This is a genomic window from Rectinema subterraneum, assembly GCA_009768935.1.
GTDB lineage: Bacteria > Spirochaetota > Spirochaetia > Treponematales > Rectinemataceae > Rectinema > Rectinema subterraneum.
The window spans coordinates 1-18,476 of the sequence record WESA01000050.1; the positions used below are offsets into that span (position 1 = coordinate 1).

Here is an 18,476-nt window from a genome sequence, read left to right on the forward strand (position 1 = left end):
AGGCTGTCCGAAAGGGCAGCCTCTTTTATGAGATGACAAGATGTCATGGAGCAGTTTTGCTGAGCCGCGCATTGCATTTTCTCCGTAGATGAAATCGTCAAGATGATGTATAATATTTTAGCCTGAGAAATATCTTCTCAGATTTTGAAATTCCGGTCACGCACAAGCATCCCTGTTCTTTTTTCAAGGGGTAGTTTGCGTCCAGGAAAGGAGTGATTCCGAATGGCACGATATTTCATTCGGAGAGCGTTGAGTCTCATTCCGACGCTCTTTATTGTGATCACGCTGAGTTTTTTTCTGATCAGGCTCGCCCCCGGCGGTCCCTTTGCTCGCGAACGTGAAGTGCCCGAAGCGATTCTTCAGAATCTCATGAAGCGGTATCATATGGATGAACCGTTGTTCAAGCAGTATCTGCGCTATATGGGCGATATTGTCCGCTGGGATTTTGGCCCCTCATATCGCTACAGAGATCTCACGGTAAATGAGATTATCGATCGCGGCCTGCCTGTTTCCATGTCGCTTGGTGTGATTTCTTTGGTACTTGCAGCTGTTGGAGGTGTAGCGGTTGGCATAATTTCCGCGCTCAAGCAGAACAAGTGGCAGGATTATGTTGCAGTTTCGATTGCGGTTATCGGCATATCGGTGCCACTTTTTGTTATGGGACCTGTTCTGCAGCTAATATTTGGCATGAAGCTGAAAATCTTGCCAATCGGGCAGTGGATATCCACCCATGGTCTCAAGGCCGTCATTTTGCCTGCATTGACGCTTTCTTTCCCTTATTTTGCCTATATTGCGCGGCTTTCGCGAGCCAGCATTCTGGAAGTACTGCGTTCTGACTACATTCGCACGGCGCGGGCAAAAGGGCTTAAGGAATCGGTAGTGGTCTGGAAGCATGTGCTGAAAGGCGCGCTTCTCCCTGTCGTGACGTACCTGGGGCCTGCATTTTCGGGCATTGTTGTCGGATCGATCGTCATCGAATCAGTGTTCCTTGTACCGGGCATTGGCCGTCCATTCGTGCAGTCGGCGCTCAACCGCGATTATACGCTCATCATGGCGGAAGTAGTTGTCTATTCCATAATCCTCATCATTGCCAACCTCGTGGTCGATTTGATCTATGGCCTCCTCGATCCGAGGATTTCTTACAAATAGGGGGTGGCGCATGGCAAATAAAAAACTGCAACAGGCTGTCAACGAATTCAACCAGGTCATGAAGCCCGTCTCCCTTTGGGCAGATGCATGGAAGCGCTTGCGCAAGAACAAGATGGCACTTATAAGTCTATTTATTGTAAGTATCTATATACTAATAAGCCTTTTTGCGCCGATTTTGACAAGTGCAGGGGTCCTCATCGATTACCGCAAACAGGTCATAACAAATGCAAGTCTCCCGCCATCGCTTAAGCCGGCAGGTGAGCTTGTCGTAAAGAAAATTGAAGCGCGAATCGCAAGTCTTGAGCAGCGCGTAAAGGAAAAAGCGGAAGAGCAGAGTGCTTTTGGATCCTTTTTCAATTTTGGCGCAACCGACCAAACGCAACCAGAGTCTGCAGCGGAGGCGACGCCGAGTGATCAGGGCGATACGAGCGCATTTACCTTTACTTATCAGGGCGAGGGCTTTTCGGGAAACACTACCGACCCTGTTGTGCGCGAGCTCATAAGCCAGAAAGAGACGCTCGAAAAAGTCAAAGCAGAGCTCGATACCAACCCCGATTATAAATTAGTGTACATTTTGGGGACCGACGACCTCGGCCGCGATATGTTTGCGCGCATTATCTATGGCGGACGCATTTCAATCGCTATCGGGATTGTCGGAACGCTGACTGCGGCACTCGTCGGTATCCTTATCGGCGCAATTTCCGGCTATGTCGGAGGCTGGCTCGACAATCTTCTTATGCGCTTTGTCGATATCATGTATGGCCTGCCTTACATGCTCATTGTCATCATTATCATGGCGATGATCGGAGAGAAGGCGCGAGGCAGCTTTGTTGTGCTGTTTGTTGCAATCGCGCTTGTTTCATGGCTCACGATTTCGCGCGTGGTACGCGGGCAGATTATAAGCCTTAAAAATTCCGAATTCGTGGAAGCTGCGCGCTCTATGGGCGCAAGCTCCTGGCGAATTATTTTCCGCCATCTTTTGCCGAACACGCTCGGTGTCATCATTGTATTTTCCACGCTTATGATGCCCAGTTTCATCATGAACGAGTCGTTTTTAAGCTTCCTCGGCCTTGGCGTTTCGGCTCCCGATGCGTCATGGGGGACATTGGTATCTGAAGGTGTCCGTGCGATGGAATCGTACGCATGGCAGCTGCTCGGCCCTGGTATTGCAATGACGATTTTCTTGTTCTGCATGAACTTCCTCGGTGATGGTCTGCGAGATGCCCTCGATCCGCAGAGCAAGAACCGGACCTGATAAGGAGCCGAAATGACTGACGAAGTAATTCTTGAAGTAAAAGACTTGAAAACATATTTTATGGTGGATGAGGGTTTGGTAAAAGCCGTCGATGGGGTGGATTTTCAGCTCCATCGCGGTGAAACATTAGGAATTGTCGGCGAATCGGGCTCCGGCAAGAGTGTTACAAACCTGTCAATTATCAATCTCATCCCAGTACCTCCAGGGAAAATTGCGGGCGGACAGGTTTTGTTCCATGGCAAAGACTTGCTCAAGATGCCGCCGCACGAAATCCGCGACATCCGCGGCAACAAGATATCCATGATTTTCCAGGATCCGATGACCTCGCTCAATCCATTCTTGCGGATTTCGACGCAGATGGTCGAGACAATCGAGCTCCATCAGGGTTTGGACAAAAAAGCAGCCAAGGCAAAGGCCATCGAAATGCTCAAGCTTGCTGGCATCCCTGCACCGGAAAAACGCATTGATCAATACCCGCACCAGTTTTCTGGCGGAATGCGCCAGCGCGTAATGATCGCTATGGCCCTTTCGTGCAACCCGGAAATCCTCATTGCTGACGAGCCGACCAGTGCACTCGATGTCACTATCCAGGCACAGATTCTTGAGCTTATGCAGGAACTAACCCGCAAGCTCGGGACTGCGGTTATCATGATTACGCACTCTCTCGGAGTGGTTGCCGGTATGTGCGATACGATCTGCGTCATGTATGCGGGACGGATCGTTGAGCGAGGCCGCACTGAAGAAATCTTCGAGTCGCCGAAGCATCCCTATACCGTGGGTCTCATTCATTCGGTACCACGCCTCGATCAGGAGACAAAGGGGCGCTTGTATTCGATACCCGGCCAGCCACCCAACGTAATAGATCTGCCGGATTGCTGCCCATTCTTCCCTCGCTGCGAAAAGGCGATGGATATCTGCAAGAAGAAGTACCCGCCCTCGGTATCGTTCGAAAATGGTCAGAGCGCTTCATGCTGGCTGTACGCGAAGGAGGCCCAGAATGCCTGATCATAAAGTTTTGCTCGATGTCCGCGGCCTCAAGATGCATTTCCCTATAAAAGCAAGCTTTTTCTCAAAAGCCAAGAATTTTATCTATGCTGTCGATGGAATAGATTTTCAGGTCCGCAAGGGCGAGACGCTCGGCCTTGTCGGAGAATCCGGCTGCGGCAAGTCGACGACCGCGCGAGCAATTGCCCAGCTCTACAAGCCTACCGCGGGTGAAGTCATCCTAAATGGCAAAGACCTGACCAAGCTGCCTCCCCAGGAAATGATCGAAGCGCGCAAGAACATGCAGATGGTCTTTCAGGATCCCTATGCGTCGCTCAACCCACGCATGACTGCCGGCGATATCATCGCCGAACCGATTCGTATATTCCAGAAACGCGGGCTCATCGACATGAGCACCGAAGAGCGCAACGATCGCGTCGAGCACCTTATGGAAAAAGTTGGGCTTTCGCGCTTTTTCAAAAACCGCTATCCGCATGAGTTTTCGGGCGGGCAGCGCCAGCGTATCGGCATCGCACGCGCGCTGGCGCTCAATCCTGAGCTCATTCTCTGCGACGAGCCGGTTTCTGCGCTCGATGTGTCGATCCAGTCGCAGATTCTCAATCTGTTCAAAGATTTGCAGGACGAGTTCGGACTGACGTATCTCTTTATAGCGCATGATCTTTCGGTTATCAAATACATTTCGAACCGTGTGGCGGTCATGTATTTGGGGCTTATTGTCGAGATTGCGAATGCAGCTGACCTGTACAAGAATCCTCTGCACCCGTACACACAGGCACTCCTGTCAGCGGCGCCGATTCCCGATCCCAAAATCGAGGCGAAGCGCAAGCGCATCATCCTGACGGGCGATGTGCCGTCGCCGGACAAGCAGAGGCCTGGCTGCAATTTCTACGACCGCTGTTCGAAGCACATGGATATTTGCAAACAGGCGCGGCCGATGCTCAAGGAAGCAAGCCCTGGCCACGAGGTTTCATGCTTCCTCTATCACAAGCCGGAGTGAAATAGCCGGAAGCGTACGGCGCACGGGCTTCAGCAGAACGCCGCGTGCAGTATTGTTGAGATGCTGCTGAATATGGGGCTGCCTTCGGGCAGCCCCATTTCATTTCTGCATGTGTTTTGAGCGATTGTCAAAAATATATAAATATCAAATTATTTATATATTTATATATTGTCAATTTTATATAATATGATATAATTTTCGTAGATCATCGGGGAGGTACAGGTATGGTGTCGCTCCAGGTTTCACGGTTTGGTCTGGTTTTCCCGAATCCTGTCATTGCTGGCAGCTCCGGTCTTACTGGAAATATAAAATCAATCAAAGAGCTGGCTCGTAATGGTATAGGCGGCATTGTCCTTAAGTCGCTCTTCGAAGAACAGATCTTGATGGAAGCTCGCCGCGAAGCAAGCAAGGGCGGTGTCATCTACGGTCAGGAAGAAATCGACGACTACATCGGCTATTACGAAAAAAAGCACAGCTTGTCTGAATATCTGGCGCTGATTCGCGATGCAAAGCATGAAGTCAGCGTACCGGTCATTGCCAGCATAAATTGTGTTTCCGGTGGCGAATGGACAGAATTTGCTTCGGAAATCCGGTCTGCGGGCGCTGATGCGCTTCAGCTCAATATATTCGGCTTCCGAAATAGCGACCCCGGTTCAATTGTCCGCGCAGTAAAAGACAAAATTAACATTCCCCTCATTGCCAAGATCGGCTACTACTTCTCCGACGTGTCCGCAGTGGTGAGCGAGATCGAAAGAGCCGGTGCGGATGCACTTGTTCTATTTAACCGACCGTATTCAATCGATTTTGATATTGAAAAGCTGTCGCTCAAGCAGGGAGCGTATTTCAGCAGTCGCGAAGAAATGTCCGTTCCCCTCCGATGGATCAGCATGCTGTTCGGCAAGGTACACGCGCCGATTTTTGCTTCTACAGGCATCCACAATGGCGATGATGTGGTGAAAATGCTGCTCGCCGGCGCTGCAGGGACAGAGGTGGTTTCAAGCCTGTACCGGAATTCGCCAGAGGTCATTGCGCAGATGAAGGCGCGGCTTGAGTCCTGGATGGATGCGCATGGTTTTGAAACAATTGAAGCCTTCAGGGGACTCTTGAGTCAGGAGCTGTCCAGCGCGCCTGAAACCTACGAGCGTGTCCAATACATGAAATACTATGGCGAATTGCAGGAGAGAAGAGATGGCGCCGGCAATTGATTCCTCAATAGGGACCCGAAAATCTTCGGGGCGAGGGCGCCGAAATCGCTCAAGGCGCCAGGATCGCTATAATCGCAACAATCGGGACACTAAAAGTTTAATTATTTTTATTAAAATAACTTGCTTACAAGGAGCTTGAGATGAAGCACGGCAGGGAGGCGGTCATTTTGTTTATTGGCTTGTTTCTGGTGTGGGTGCTGATCACCTGGAGCGTTCAGCCGCAAGAGTTGTTGACAGGGGCTGCACTTGTTCTTGTGCTGACCCTGTTCATGCGGCCGGTGTATCCATTGTTGGAAGGCATCAGGCCGGGTATCACGCCTCTTTTTTCCATGGTGGCATATATATTCATTTTCATCTGGCAATTGATACTCGCCAATATCGATGTTGCAAAGCGCGTGTTGTCACCAAGCCTCCCTATCAATCCTGGTATTGTCAAAGTGAAGACAGGCCTGAAAAGTCCCTTAGCGAAAGTCATGCTCACCAGTTCCATTACGCTCACTCCCGGCACCCTGTCGCTCAATGTGCAAGATGACGAAATCTTCATTCATTGGATTGATGTGAAGGGCAACGATGTTGAAAGCGCCTCAAAGGCGATTGTGGCGGTGTTCGAGCAAGGATTGAAGGGGGTGGTTGAATGATAACCATTTCGTTGATTTTGATTGGCCTTTCCGCGGTGCTCACTGTGTTCAGGCTTATCAAAGGGCCTAGCCTTTTTGACAGGCTTGTCGCATCTGATACGCTTTCAGTTATTGGCATGGCATTTCTTTTGGTGCTCGCGGAGATTGTACAGACCACAAGCTATATGGATGTGGCGCTTGTGTATGGAATTGTGGGATTTCTCGGCACAGTGACCATTGCGCGCTTTTTTATGAGGGTATCGAAATGACGGTTGTCGGCGAAATCCTTATGCTGATTGGGGGCATTTTTCTGTTTCTCGGCTCGCTGGGCCTTGTGCGCATGCCCGATGTCTATAACCGCCTTCAGACTGGAACCAAGGCGAGCACGCTTGGCGCGATGTCCATTGGCTTGAGCGCGATTTTCCTTCTCCCTGGAGCTGCGGGGAAGGCCGTGCTTCTTGTGGTATTCATTGTGCTCGCAAATCCGATCGCATCCAACACGATTGGACGAAGTGCCTATCTGTCCGGGATAAAGCTTTCGGAAAAATCGGTGAGCGATGCGTGGGGCGTTCAGGCGAGTGGCGAGGCCGGGATGGTTGAAGGTGCAGCCGCTGACGCAACCATCACAGGTGCGGCGCCTGAAGCGACAGACAACAAGGGGGCATAAAATGGTCGCAATGGTCATTGTAGTAAGTGTCCTGCTGATCGGCTTGGCGGCCGGATCGATTTTTATGCGCTCGCTCGGCTCGGCGGTCATTTTGCTCGGGACCGTCAGTTTGCTGGTGTCCGCGACGTTTTTGTTGCTTGCAGCGCCTGATGTGGCCATCACTGAAGCGGCTATCGGCTCGGCTTTGACTACGCTGGTGTACGTGCTTGTGCTCAAGCGAACGAATTCGGTCGATTCGCTTGAGGATGGCAGCAACCTGCAGACCGGGAAGCATTCGGAACCGGCAAGTAATGGCGGCTCGCCAACAGGAGGCTCCCATGCGTAAGGTAATCGGCGTTCTGCTTATTGCGAGCTTTGCGTTTTTTGTTTTTTCGCTGGTAATGCGCGATTTATGGGCGGAGGATCCGGCGGCTGTCCGCACACTCGGACAAGCGGCCATTGAACAGACAATACCTCAGAGCGGCGCGGCGAATACCGTAACCGCGATTGTCGTGCAGTTCCGGGGCCTCGATACCCTTGGCGAAGTGACGGTGCTCTTTTTGAGTGCGCTCGGTGTTGCGCTCCTTTCAGGCGAGTTTGCGGGGCGTGGGCTCAAGGAAGTTTTTCGGGATGATGGAGGCTTTATTCTCTATAACGGGGCGCGGCTTGTGTTGCCGATTATTGTGCTTGTGGGCGTCTACATTGTGGCGCACGGCCACCTTTCCCCCGGCGGCGGTTTTCCGGGCGGCGTGCTTGTCGCGACCGCAGTCTATGCGGTGCTCATGACGGGAGTGAAAAATGAGCTTTCGACGCGGCTTATGGCGGTGATTGAAGGGTTTGCGGGTTTGGCCTTTGTCGGCCTCGGGCTTCTGGGGCTTTTGAGCGACCGCTTCTCCTTTCTGGCAAATGTCCTCCCCAAGGGCAGTCCCGGCATGCTGTTCAGTGCTGGCATTATCCCGCTCATCTATGCGGCAGTTGGAACCAAGGTTGCGGCCGAGCTTTCAACCCTGGTGACCAGCCTTACGGGAAGCGACTATGCGAGTGCCGAAAAAGAAGCACAAGGAGGAAAGCGATGATTTCAGTCAGCGCTGTGCTCTATTCCACGAGCATGATTCTTATTCTTCTGGGTTTGTATGGGGTTCTGACGAGAAAAAATCTTGTTCGGGTCGTCATCAGCCTCGATGTCATGGATTTGGGCGTGAATATTTTCCTTGTAACAATCGGCTATATCCGCGATGGCAGAGCGCCGATTTATCTTTCCGACGCTCCATTGAGTCTGGTAGATCAGGCTTCGAACATGGTGGATCCGCTTCCCCAGGCGCTGGTGCTGACCGCCATCGTCATCGGTTTCGGCGTGACTGCGGTCGCGTTGACGCTGATTATGCGGCTGTATGAGCGCAACGGGACGGTTATGGTGTCGGATTTGAGGGGGCTCAAATGGTAAGCCCGATGCTGTTGATTGCCATGCCGCTCGGGGCGGCATTTCTGATTGTGCTGTTGGGGTCAAAAATGGCCGCCAGAATTGTGGCGATTGCGACGGTTGCCTTTCTGGCGGTTCTGGCGCCCATTTGGCTGTCCGCGGCGATTTCCGAGCCTTTTGTCATTGTTCTCGCCGATGTCCTGCCGCCACTCGGGATTGCCTTTGGCCTCGATGCGGTATCAGCCGGATTCGCGTTGCTGATTGCAGTGAGCGGTCTGCTCGTCCTTCTGTACTCATTCCCCTACATCCCTCACGCGGGAGAATTCAAAGGAAAAGAAAAAGCCGAAGTCCGTTATTATGCGATTTTCTTGCTGCTGCTTGCGGGCGCATTCGGCCTCGTCATGACCAAGGATATTTTCAACCTTTTCGTGTTTTTTGAAATCTTATGCATTTCTTCCTATTTATTGGTCGCTTACAGCCAGGAGGAGCGGGCTCTGGAAGCAGGCTTCAAATACATGGTCTTAGGCTCGATTGGTTCGGCCTTCATGCTTGTGGCGATCGGGCTGAGTTACCGACTTTCGGGGAGCCTTGCCATGGCCGATATCGCAAAGGCCCTTGCAGCGGCGCCGAATTCGTATGCGACACTGGTCTCTGTGCTGTTTGTGCTTGGCTTTGGCATCGAGGCGGCGGTTTTCCCCCTGAACACCTGGCTTCCTGATGCTCACTCGAGCGCTCCGAGCTCGATAAGCGCGGTGCTGTCGGGGTTTGTCATTGAAGTGGCGCTGGTGGTGCTGGTTCGGCTTTCGCTGAATGTGTTCTCAGGCGCCATGCTGTCGGTGCTTGCCGTTCTGGCTTTGGCCGGTATCCTGGTGGGTGAAATGGCGGCGCTTGGGCAGAAAGAACTCAAGCGTGCCTTGGCGTTTTCCAGTATCGGACAGGTGAGCATGATGCTGTTTGCGTTTACCCTCGGCTCGGAAATCGGGAAATGGGCGGGGCTGGGACAACTTCTCATGCATGCAGGCGCAAAAAGCGCGCTCTTCCTGGTTTCAGGCTATTTCATTGTGAGAACCGGCAGTCACGAAATCGAAGCATACCGGGGCTTGGGCAGGAAAATGCCGGCGGCAGGGGCATTCTTTGCGATCGCGGCGCTTTCGCTTGTGGGCATGCCGCCCCTGTTTGGATTCTTTACAAAACTTAGGATTGTCGAGGCGGCGGCCGCCGCGCATTCGGCGATCGGGTATGCGGGCATTGTAGTCATTCTTTTTGCCACGGTGATTGAATCGATCTATCTGTTCCGCATTGTCAGGACGCTGTATGGGGCGAATGCAGAAGTGGCTGCCAGCGGCGCCGCCAGCGGAGACTTGCCGGCCTTCGCGTGGATTGCGGTTGCTGGTTTTGTGTTGCTGGTGCTCGTGGGAGGCTTCATGATTCCGTCGTTTGACAGACTACTTCAGCCGATGGCCGCCGTGCTGGCAACAATCTAGGGAGGAGCCAGAATGTTAACTTCAATGCTTTTGATACTACCCCTTGCCGGGTTTTTGACAAGCCTTGCGGCCGCCTGGATTGTACCTGCATCAAGCAAGGCCCGTGCGTCCGGCGCGGTGCAGAAAATTATCGCGGGGATAGGATTTGCTGCTCTCTTTGTTTTTGCCTTTTTGGCGAAGAGCGAAATTGGGACGGGCTATCTCGGCATTCCCCTCTTTGGCCTGTGGCTGAATTTCGGTCTTACCCAGCTTTCCTGGTATTTTGTCGCGATGGTCGCGGGCATCAGCCTGGTGACAGTGCTGTTTAGTCTTCAGGGGCTTCGCGATGACGGCCGCTATCCTTTTTATTATATCTGGCTTTTCTCTAAAACATTTGGAATGCTGGGAGTCTTGCTTTCGGCTGACATGCTCACCTTCTTCATAATGTGGGAAGTGATGTCGTGGTGCACCTATTTCCTATTACAGCAAGGGCATGAAAAGGCAAAACGCGCCGGGGCAGGGTATCTGGTCTATGCAGTTACTGCGGGCATGATTCTGTTGGCTGGGCTCCTGTATGTGTACTTCAATGTGGGGAGCTTCGATTTCAGGACAATACAGAAGGCGTTTTCCGGCTTTGGCGCCGGGCGCATCATCGTCGCCATGCTTCTTGTTCTGGTCCCGATGCTGATTGAAGCGGCGGCCTATCCGGTCCACTGGTGGTTACCTTCCGCATACGCGAATGCCGAAACAGGCATTTCCGCATATCTAGCCGCAATTTCGACACGAATTGGCATCTATGGCATGACCATGTTTCTGTTTGCAGGGTTCGGATTGACCGCACTGAATCTTGTCACTGCAAACAAATATGTGAGTGCGAACGAAGTGCTCATGATTATCGGCGCGTTTACCATGGTGGTGCCGACCTTTACCGCGCTTTTCCAGCATGACGCAAAGGAACTGATGACCTGGCACTCGATAGGCCAGGGCGGCTACATGATTGTAGGCATCGCAAGCTCCACGACCCTGGGAATTGCAGGCGGCTTGTTCCATGTATTCAACCACATGACCTATGTCAGCCTGATTCTGTTCAGCATTGCGGCGGTTGAATACCGGACGGGAACAACGAATCTGAACAAGCTGGGGGGGCTTATCAAGAAACAGCCTGTCGCCTATCTCGGCTTGTTGTTCGGCATTATCGGGCTTGCGGGCATTCCGCCCATGAACGGTTTTGTATCGAAGTGGCTTATCTACCGCGCCCTCATCCTGAGCGGCCATCCCTTTATCGCGCTGGCGGCTTTTATCGCGACGCTGGGAACCATTCTTTCGGTGTACAAGCTGATTCACAACATGTTCCTGGGCCAGCTTCCGGAGCGCTATAACGATATCAAGGAAGTGGGCTGGGGCATGCGCCTCCCAATCATTTTCATGATGGCGGTGGTCTGGTTGACGGGGGCTTTCCCGGGAACCGTCTTGGCGGTCGTTGCTGATATTCAGCAAAGCTTGGGGCTTGAGCGCGTAGCATATTCGGTCCATGGTGTCGCGGCGGAGATGGGCCAGCTGAACATGCTGGTTATCAACATTGTCTTCATTGGGGGGCTGTTTGTTTCCTGGCTTATCTATCTTGCAGGCGGCAAGCGCAAACATATTGGCCAGTACGACAACTATGCGGCCGGGCATTTCCTGGACAAGTCGATTCCCTACAATTACAACTACAACTTTTATGCGGGCATGGAGCATATTTTCGAACGGCTACTGCACAAGCCGCCTGTCAAGCGTGCAGAGCAGGCGTTAGCCACCTTTGTTTCCGGCACAAGTGAATATGTGTGCAGAATCTTTACCGGCAATATCACTACCTACTCAGCATACGTTGTAGCGGCAGTCGTGGTCATTTTGTTGGTGCTGGGAGGCGGGCGATGAGCGTACTCAGTATTGTGGTGTGGATAATTGCTTATCCTCTAATTATATTTTGCATCGGTGTCCTGTTGGGTGGCTATGAAAGGAAATTCTCGGCCCGTGTCGAACGCAGAATCGGGCCAAGCTGGATTCAGCCTTTCTATGATGTCATCAAACTGATGAGCAAGAAAACGAATGTCAGCCATGGCTATATGCACGATGTCGCAATTCTCATGCTGCTCGGCGGCACCATGCTCACCTTGTATTTTGTGCCGGTGCCAGGTTTCAGCTATTTCAGCCAGTTCGGGGATTTTCTTGTCATTTCTTACCTGCTGCTGATCCCTTCGCTCGGCATGGCGCTCGGCGTCGGAGAAACCGCGAACCCAAATGGCAGTATCGGCATAAGCAGGGCTCTGCAAATGCTCGCCGGCTATGAAGTGCCATTTATTCTCACCTTTATCGGCGTGGCAATGAAGGAACAGACAACTTCCATGCTCGATATCATTCGCGTCCAGCAAGCGGGCGGCTTTTGGGCCTGGGGCTTGATTGCGCATCCTCTACTTGGAGTTGCCGCGCTTATCGCGCTCCAGGGGATGCTGAACGAAAAGCCCTTTGAGGTGATTGTGGCGCCGCACGAAATCGCGACAGGTCCCATGACCGAAATGGGCGGCAAATATCTCGGCATCATGTTCATTCAGCACCTTATCGCGGTTCCGCTCGAACTGACACTCTATATCAATCTGTTTCTGGGAGGAGCCTCGAACTGGCTTGAATATCTTGTCAAGCTCTTTGTTCTGTGGACCGCACTCATCAGCGTCAATATGGTGTTCGGGCGGTTCCGCGTCGACTCCGCGGTGAAATTCATGTGGAAAATTTCCTTGCCGCTCGCCGCATTGGGCGTAATCGGCATCATGCTCAATATAGCGTGAGAAGGGGCTCAAATATGGCAAAAGAACTAACGCAAAAAGCGGCTTGGGACAGGGTGCTCGCCAAGCTCAAAAAGAACAGCCTGTGGATGCTTCATTATTGCACTGGCTGTGGAGCCATTGAACTTCCGCCTACCATGACCGCGCGTTATGACATGGAGCGTTTTGGCATCATGCCAATGGTGACGCCGCGCCAGGCGGATATTCTGCTCATCACAGGCTATTTGAGCGTCAAAACGCTGAAGCGGGTCATTCTCGTATACGAACAGATGCAGGCGCCTAAATATGTGGTCGGCTTCGGAAGTTGCACAATAAACGGCGGGATGTACTGGGATTCGTATTCCACCATCAAAAGCCTGGATCAGTATCTGCCGGTTGAAATGTACCTGGCCGGTTGCATGCCCCGTCCCGAAGCCATCATCAAGGGCTTTAGCTGGTTGATCGACCGTGTTGGCAAAGGCGAAGCGAACAGCTGGCGCGATTATTACGAAAACTACGAATTTTATCGCAAAAATCAGGAAGAGCTTTTTGGCGGGCCAATCCAGAGCTATCAGGATATACCTGCCGATGCCCAGAAGTTCGGCATACTGGAGGCTCGCCAATGAAGCGCAGAGTAATTGATGTTACAGCAAGGCTTTACAAGGCAACAAGCTCGGCGGAACATGCGCGCTCCGAATCTGAAGGCGCCGCGCAATTTGTCGAAGACGATGTCAGCAACAAAATGTCCTTGGAAGAAATGCGGGCGCGCATCGAAAAGACTGCCGGTTTTCCGGGCTTTGTTGTTCTTCAGCAAAAACAGAAGCGGATCCAGGGCGAAATCCCTGCCGATAAATTGTACGGGTTCGCGGTGACGCTCAAGAATACCCTTGGTTTCGAACATTTGTCGGCAATCAGCTGTGTTGACTGGATCGATGAAGGCCGCTTTGAGCTTGTCTACCATTTCTGGAATTATGAGCAAGGGATTCTGGTGCAGGCTAAAATTTCGATTGACCGAGAGAACCCTTCACAGCCAACCATTACTGACCTGTGGCAACCTGCAAAATTCTTTGAGCGCGACATCCATGAAATGTTCGGTGTTGATTTTCCGGGGAATGAAGATCTTTCGAAATATATCTTGAGCGATTGGCAGGGGCCGCCGCCCATGCGCAAGGATTTTCATACCAGAGAGTTTGCACATTCACAGTATCACTTCAAGGATTATGAGCCTGAATGGGATGACAAAGTCCAGGGCGGCTACCATTCCAACCATGCTGTGCCGGATGCTGAGGCCCAGGAAGTAATAATGCCTGGTCGCAAAGCACACGCATCGAGCGATCGTTGGTGGAAGGAGGCTCAGCATGAGTGAAAAAATGAATATTGTCACTGTCAATGATGGGCGTACGCTGTATCCGGGGGCAAGCGCGCCCGAAAACAGAGAATACAATATGTTTATCGGGCCGAACCATCCTGGCATCGAAGGCAATTTTGCGCTCAAGCTGACACTCGAAGGCGACACGATTGTCCAGGCTCGCACTGATGCCGGCTATCTCCATCGAGGTTTTGAAAAGCTCATGGAACAGCGCCTCTATATGCAGAATATCGCGATTGTCCCGCGGATCTGCGTCCCTGATCCCGATCCCAATGAAGAAAATTACGCCCGCGCAATCGAGGCCATCGCGCATATCGAAGTGCCGCGCCGAGCGCAGTTTATCCGGGTCATGATGCTGGAGCTTTCGAGAATCGCAAGTCACCTCTTCGCATTCGGCGGCTTTGCGGGAACGCTGGGGCTTTATACGATGCCGAACTGGTCAATTTCCGACCGCGACAGGATTTTGGAGCTGTTCGAAGCGTTGACCGGGGCACGGATTTATCACATCTATATCATCCCGGGTGGAGTTCGTCGCGATTTGCCCGAGGGTTTTGCCCAGCGAGTAAAAGACACGCTTTTCTATATCGAATCAAAATTGCCAGAGTACGACAATCTTTTGTTTGAAAACAGCATAATTCGAAAGCGTTCCAGGGGTATCGGAGTGATTCCACCCGAAAAAGCCATGGAATGGGGCGTCACCGGCCCGAATTTGCGCGCGGCCGGTTTTGCGCATGATGTGCGCATTGATGACCCCTATGAAGTTTACAACGAACTTGAATTCGACATTCCTATTGCGCATGAAAGTGATGCGCTCGCGCGCATGCTCGTCCGCCGGAAGGAAGTCGAAGAGAGCATCCGCATCATCCGCCAGGTTCTTGACAAAATGCCCTCTGGCCCTGTGTGGAACAAACAGCCGAATCCGCTCAAATGGAAAGTGCCCGCAGGAGATGCGTACGTTCGTACCGAGAGCAGTAAGGGCGAGTATGCCTACTACATGGTTTCCAATGGCGATGTGCGACCCTATAGAGTGCATGTCCGGGGCGCGAGCGTGACCCATGGCGTCCATGTGCTCGAAAAACTGCTCATTGGCACCAGAATAGAAGATGCATCGCAAGTGATGTTCAGCCTCGATGCCTGCCCGCCCGAAGTCGATAGGTGAGGAGAAAACAGTATGTTCAATCCTGGCAGTATTTTAAAGCCACTAACTGCGCTTCGTTACCTGGGCGAAAAGCCCGATACCATAAAAGTTCCTTTTGTCGAGAGGCCTGCCGCCGACCGATACCGCGGTTTCCACATCAATGATCTCGACAAGTGTATTGGCTGTGGGACCTGCGCCGAAATCTGCGACAACGATGCCATCCGCATGGTACCGGTGGAAGGCAAGGAAGCAGGAGTGGGCCGCACACAATACCGGCCGGCCATCGACTACGGACGTTGTTGCTGGTGTGCGCTCTGCGTCGATGTGTGTACAACCGGTAGTCTCAAGATGACGCGCGAATACATTCACATTTCGCCGGATGCAAACTCCTTCTTTATCCTTCCGAACGAAAAGAGCATTCATGGCGAATCCGCGCCGAAAGAAGGCTGGACAGCGGATAAGCAGGTCAATTTCCTGGACCTGGATCGCGTCCCGATGAAAGAGCTTTCGGCAGAAGAACGCGGCGATTCCTTCATCGAGATTGTAAAAGGCTTCAGCAAAGAAGAAGCGATTAAAGAGGCAAGCCGCTGTGTTTCCTGCGGACTTTGCACTGCCGTATGCCCGGCAAACATGAATATTCCCGAATACATCGAGGCTATCTGGAACGATGACATCCATGAAGCCGGTCGGCAGATGTACAAAACGAATCCGCTGTCCGATGTCTGCGGCCGCATCTGCACGCACAAGTGCGAAACCGCCTGCAGTATCGGCAACCGCGGCAAGCCCTTAAGTATTCGCTGGCTCAAGCGGTATGCAATGGATGCTATCCCGCAGGAGCAGTATTTGAGTCTTGTCGACCAGAATATTGTCAAAAAGGGCGGCAAGAAGGTGGCAATTGTCGGTTCTGGCCCATCTGGCTTGAGCGCTTCGTATTATCTTGCGCTCATGGGGTATGAAGTGACGGTGTTCGAAGCATATCCCAAAGCAGGCGGCATGATGCGCTATGGCATTCCGTCGTATCGCTTGCCAGATGCAGTGCTCGATAAGGATATCGGTTTGATTGAGTCATTGGGCGTTACTATCAAAACCGGTACACGCGTTGGCAAAGATGTGCAATTTGAGGATCTGCACCAGCAGTTCGATGCAGTACTGATCGCAACAGGTTTTCATGAGGGAAGAAGCACTAAAGTACCCGGCACTGATCACCCAATGGTGTTCCAGGCGATCGATTTGCTCTCGCGGATTCGGCGGGGAATCGAGTTCCCGGTTGAAAAAGAGATCGTAGTCATCGGTGGCGGCAATGTCGCGATGGATATTGCTCGGAGTCTTGCCCGCCTGCAAAAGCAGAAATATGGCGAAGTGCACCTCATTGTGACAAGCCTCGAAACCCGAGACATCATGCCCGCGGACAAGGAGGAAATCGAAGAAGCCGAGGAAGAGGGCATCGTGTTTCACCCAGGGCGAGGGCCAGAAGAAGTTCTCATCGAAGACAGTAATATTGTCGGCCTCAAGACGAGCCGATGCACGCGCGTCTTTGATGAACAGAAACGCTTCAACCCGGCATTCGACAAGAACGATATCGAAATCTACAAAGGAAACATGGTGGTTGAGGCTATCGGGCAGGGCCCGAATATGAGCTATCTCGGCGACTATGCAACGAAGCTTGAGTATGACGGGCGGCGCATCAAGGTGACCCCGTATTACCAGAGTAGCCTGGGCTGGCTCTTTGTCGCGGGCGATATTATCAAGGGCCCGGATGTCATCAACGGGGTTGCGGTAGGGCACAAGGCCGCAATCGGGATCGATGAATATCTGGCGCAGACACCGGATGACCATGTCACCACGATCGATGACTGCATCAAAATTGCACGCGAATACGAGAAGCAGGAAATTCGCCAGCTCGATGCGCTTTTGAAGAACAAAGACCTGCAAGAAGCGGAGTTTGGCGAGGGTGCGGCCGCGCTCGGCCTGGTGCTTCAGGAACTTTTGGACCAGCACAACCGGAATCTGGCGCAACTGCTGATGTTGCTCGGCAACGAAAACTTCAGGATCCATTTGCGCCAGGAGCTCAAACGGGAGCTGCGGGCGCGCGATTTCTCAAGGTACGCGAACTTGGCTCCACTTCCAGGGACACCGGGAGGCGCACCCTTCTCTGAAGGAGATCTAGTGGCGTTCCTCGCCCTGCGTGAACAGAAGGGTTTTGAGCTGTATAACGACATCTTCTATCTGTCGGGGCACAAAGAATTCGAATTTATTATTGAATCGCTCCGAGAAGCTCAACGAAAAGCGGTTGAAAAGGTGGAAGCGCTGTAATTTATTCAGCAATGTTGTCCAGGAAGGAACACCCGATGAGCGCGGCGAGCGCCTTGCCGGCTTGCGCGAGGCGAATAGCGCGGCGTGCGGGGGTCATGTCGAGCAGATAATGCTCCTCATTTTTTGTGATGAGGAGCAGTGCGATATAGAGTTTTTTGCGGCGGGCAAAATCAAAACTGCTCTTGAAGCCCTCACGGGAGTCTTTACCCCGCATGGATTCGAAAGCATCGCGGTTCGAGCTCTCTTCTTCCTTGCTGCCGGGCACTGTTCCTTTCGAGAATGCGGCGAGCTGAATATAGCCGATTTCCTCAAAGGTAAGCTGGGTTTTCTTGAGCATGGGATAAAAGCCGACAAGCCCGCTGACGGTTTTGGTATTCACGTCGAAAAGCCAGTCTTCTTTGTAAATGACGCCTAAAAGAAGCAGGAATATTGCGATCCAGCCGATAGGGCCCGCGCGGAATTCCTCGAGCACAATCGCTGCTCCCAGAAGAATGAGCATGCCTCCCATTACAAGCCGGAATGAAAGCGAAATTCCGTAGAAGAGCGATCCATCTTTGCGTGCAACAAGTCTGAGCGGAATTTCCATTGCTATTCCTTGGGGGGGCTGGGGTCGGGCTGTGCGTTTTGATCGGCCGCGGTAGCAGTAAGAGATGCGAGCCTGTCGAGCAATTGCCGGAATGGAGAGCCGGGTTTTTTGAGCTCGCGCGAGCCACGCGTTATTTTGCAGAGAGAAAGTCCGAGGTTTTCAGCGATTTTGCGCTGGGGGGTGCCCTTTGCAAGCTCTTTGACGAGCGCCCACCGTTTGGCGATTTCATCTGCTTCTGCAACAGTGAATAAAGAGTAGAAAAATTGCTCTATGAGGGCGGAGTCAGCGCCTTCGAGCGCACTCGCCATCTCGGCGATGGACTCGCGCATAAGTTCAGGATTTCTAGACATATATGTTCATTATATCATGAAAAGCCAGGCAGGTCAAAAAATGAAAAAGCGGCCCGGGAGCGCCCGGAAGCGCCCACAGGCGCGGATCCCCGGGCTCACAATTCTGCTCGCAACCTACCTTCGGAGCGGAGCTTGCAGATTGCGCTCGAAGGCGCGCTCCATCGC

20 protein-coding genes are annotated in these 18,476 nt (G+C 52.5%); 18 read left to right on the top strand and 2 right to left on the bottom strand.

Annotated elements, in window-relative coordinates; translation table 11 throughout:
* Positions 1-222 precede the first annotated feature (222 nt).
* From GAP13_RS10915 to GAP13_RS11000, 18 genes are all read left to right on the top strand, one after another.
* Complete coding sequence (locus GAP13_RS10915) at positions 223-1,149, top strand: ABC transporter permease (protein ID WP_158908354.1); 927 nt, start codon at positions 223-225, stop codon at positions 1,147-1,149.
* 10 nt (positions 1,150-1,159) lie between these two features.
* Positions 1,160-2,404, top strand: coding sequence for an ABC transporter permease (locus tag GAP13_RS10920; protein WP_241864349.1), 1,245 nt, complete (start codon positions 1,160-1,162; stop codon positions 2,402-2,404).
* A 12-nt stretch (positions 2,405-2,416) separates the two neighbouring features.
* Positions 2,417-3,409 carry an ABC transporter ATP-binding protein gene (locus tag GAP13_RS10925; protein ID WP_158908355.1) on the top strand — a complete coding sequence of 331 codons (993 nt, stop codon included), beginning with the start codon at positions 2,417-2,419 and terminating at the stop codon, positions 3,407-3,409.
* The gene (locus GAP13_RS10930) at positions 3,402-4,406 is read left to right on the top strand and encodes an ABC transporter ATP-binding protein (protein ID WP_158908356.1); all 1,005 of its coding nucleotides are present in this window, start codon (positions 3,402-3,404) and stop codon (positions 4,404-4,406) included. The genes GAP13_RS10925 and GAP13_RS10930 overlap by 8 nt, the downstream gene beginning before the upstream one ends.
* 224 nt (positions 4,407-4,630) lie before the next feature.
* Positions 4,631-5,611 carry a dihydroorotate dehydrogenase-like protein gene (locus tag GAP13_RS10935; RefSeq protein WP_158908357.1) on the top strand — a complete coding sequence of 327 codons (981 nt, stop codon included), beginning with the start codon at positions 4,631-4,633 and terminating at the stop codon, positions 5,609-5,611.
* Positions 5,612-5,751: 140 nt separating this feature from the next.
* A complete protein-coding gene (locus GAP13_RS10940) occupies positions 5,752-6,249 on the top strand; it encodes a Na+/H+ antiporter subunit E (RefSeq protein WP_158908358.1) in 498 nt (165 codons plus the stop codon).
* The gene (locus GAP13_RS10945; RefSeq protein WP_158908359.1) at positions 6,246-6,497 is read left to right on the top strand and encodes an MrpF/PhaF family protein; all 252 of its coding nucleotides are present in this window, start codon (positions 6,246-6,248) and stop codon (positions 6,495-6,497) included. Before GAP13_RS10940 ends, GAP13_RS10945 begins: the two co-directional genes overlap by 4 nt.
* Positions 6,494-6,895 carry a monovalent cation/H(+) antiporter subunit G gene (gene mnhG / locus GAP13_RS10950; RefSeq protein ID WP_158908360.1) on the top strand — a complete coding sequence of 134 codons (402 nt, stop codon included), beginning with the start codon at positions 6,494-6,496 and terminating at the stop codon, positions 6,893-6,895. The genes GAP13_RS10945 and mnhG overlap by 4 nt, the downstream gene beginning before the upstream one ends.
* A gap of 1 nt (position 6,896) precedes the next feature.
* On the top strand, positions 6,897-7,220 hold the full coding sequence (locus GAP13_RS10955) for a Na(+)/H(+) antiporter subunit B (RefSeq protein ID WP_158908361.1): 324 nt from the start codon (positions 6,897-6,899) through the stop codon (positions 7,218-7,220).
* Positions 7,213-7,950 (top strand): hydrogen gas-evolving membrane-bound hydrogenase subunit E, encoded by a 738-nt coding sequence (gene mbhE, locus GAP13_RS10960; RefSeq protein WP_158908362.1) that lies wholly within the window; start codon positions 7,213-7,215, stop codon positions 7,948-7,950. Before GAP13_RS10955 ends, mbhE begins: the two co-directional genes overlap by 8 nt.
* Positions 7,947-8,318: a sodium:proton antiporter gene (locus tag GAP13_RS10965; RefSeq protein ID WP_222126206.1), complete on the top strand. Its 372-nt coding sequence runs from the start codon at positions 7,947-7,949 to the stop codon at positions 8,316-8,318. The genes mbhE and GAP13_RS10965 overlap by 4 nt, the downstream gene beginning before the upstream one ends.
* Positions 8,312-9,778, top strand: coding sequence for a complex I subunit 5 family protein (locus GAP13_RS10970; protein ID WP_158908363.1), 1,467 nt, complete (start codon positions 8,312-8,314; stop codon positions 9,776-9,778). Before GAP13_RS10965 ends, GAP13_RS10970 begins: the two co-directional genes overlap by 7 nt.
* Before the next feature lie 12 nt (positions 9,779-9,790).
* Positions 9,791-11,674: a proton-conducting transporter transmembrane domain-containing protein gene (locus tag GAP13_RS10975; protein WP_158908364.1), complete on the top strand. Its 1,884-nt coding sequence runs from the start codon at positions 9,791-9,793 to the stop codon at positions 11,672-11,674.
* Positions 11,671-12,579 carry a respiratory chain complex I subunit 1 family protein gene (locus GAP13_RS10980; RefSeq protein ID WP_158908365.1) on the top strand — a complete coding sequence of 303 codons (909 nt, stop codon included), beginning with the start codon at positions 11,671-11,673 and terminating at the stop codon, positions 12,577-12,579. The genes GAP13_RS10975 and GAP13_RS10980 overlap by 4 nt, the downstream gene beginning before the upstream one ends.
* 14 nt (positions 12,580-12,593) lie before the next feature.
* Positions 12,594-13,181 (top strand): NADH-quinone oxidoreductase subunit NuoB, encoded by a 588-nt coding sequence (gene nuoB / locus GAP13_RS10985; RefSeq protein ID WP_158908366.1) that lies wholly within the window; start codon positions 12,594-12,596, stop codon positions 13,179-13,181.
* Positions 13,178-13,921 carry an NADH-quinone oxidoreductase subunit C gene (locus GAP13_RS10990; RefSeq protein ID WP_158908367.1) on the top strand — a complete coding sequence of 248 codons (744 nt, stop codon included), beginning with the start codon at positions 13,178-13,180 and terminating at the stop codon, positions 13,919-13,921. Before nuoB ends, GAP13_RS10990 begins: the two co-directional genes overlap by 4 nt.
* The gene (locus tag GAP13_RS10995) at positions 13,914-15,083 is read left to right on the top strand and encodes an NADH-quinone oxidoreductase subunit D (RefSeq protein ID WP_222126207.1); all 1,170 of its coding nucleotides are present in this window, start codon (positions 13,914-13,916) and stop codon (positions 15,081-15,083) included. The genes GAP13_RS10990 and GAP13_RS10995 overlap by 8 nt, the downstream gene beginning before the upstream one ends.
* A 12-nt stretch (positions 15,084-15,095) precedes the next feature.
* Positions 15,096-17,375, top strand: coding sequence for an FAD-dependent oxidoreductase (locus GAP13_RS11000; protein WP_158908368.1), 2,280 nt, complete (start codon positions 15,096-15,098; stop codon positions 17,373-17,375).
* Between the two features lies 1 nt (position 17,376).
* Here GAP13_RS11000 and GAP13_RS11005 read toward each other — a convergent pair whose 3' ends face one another.
* Positions 17,377-17,961 (bottom strand): hypothetical protein, encoded by a 585-nt coding sequence (locus GAP13_RS11005; RefSeq protein WP_158908369.1) that lies wholly within the window; start codon positions 17,959-17,961, stop codon positions 17,377-17,379.
* A 2-nt stretch (positions 17,962-17,963) separates the two neighbouring features.
* Entirely contained in the window at positions 17,964-18,311 is a 348-nt protein-coding gene (locus tag GAP13_RS11010; protein ID WP_158908370.1) for a Trp family transcriptional regulator, read from the bottom strand.
* Positions 18,312-18,476: the final 165 nt, after the last annotated feature.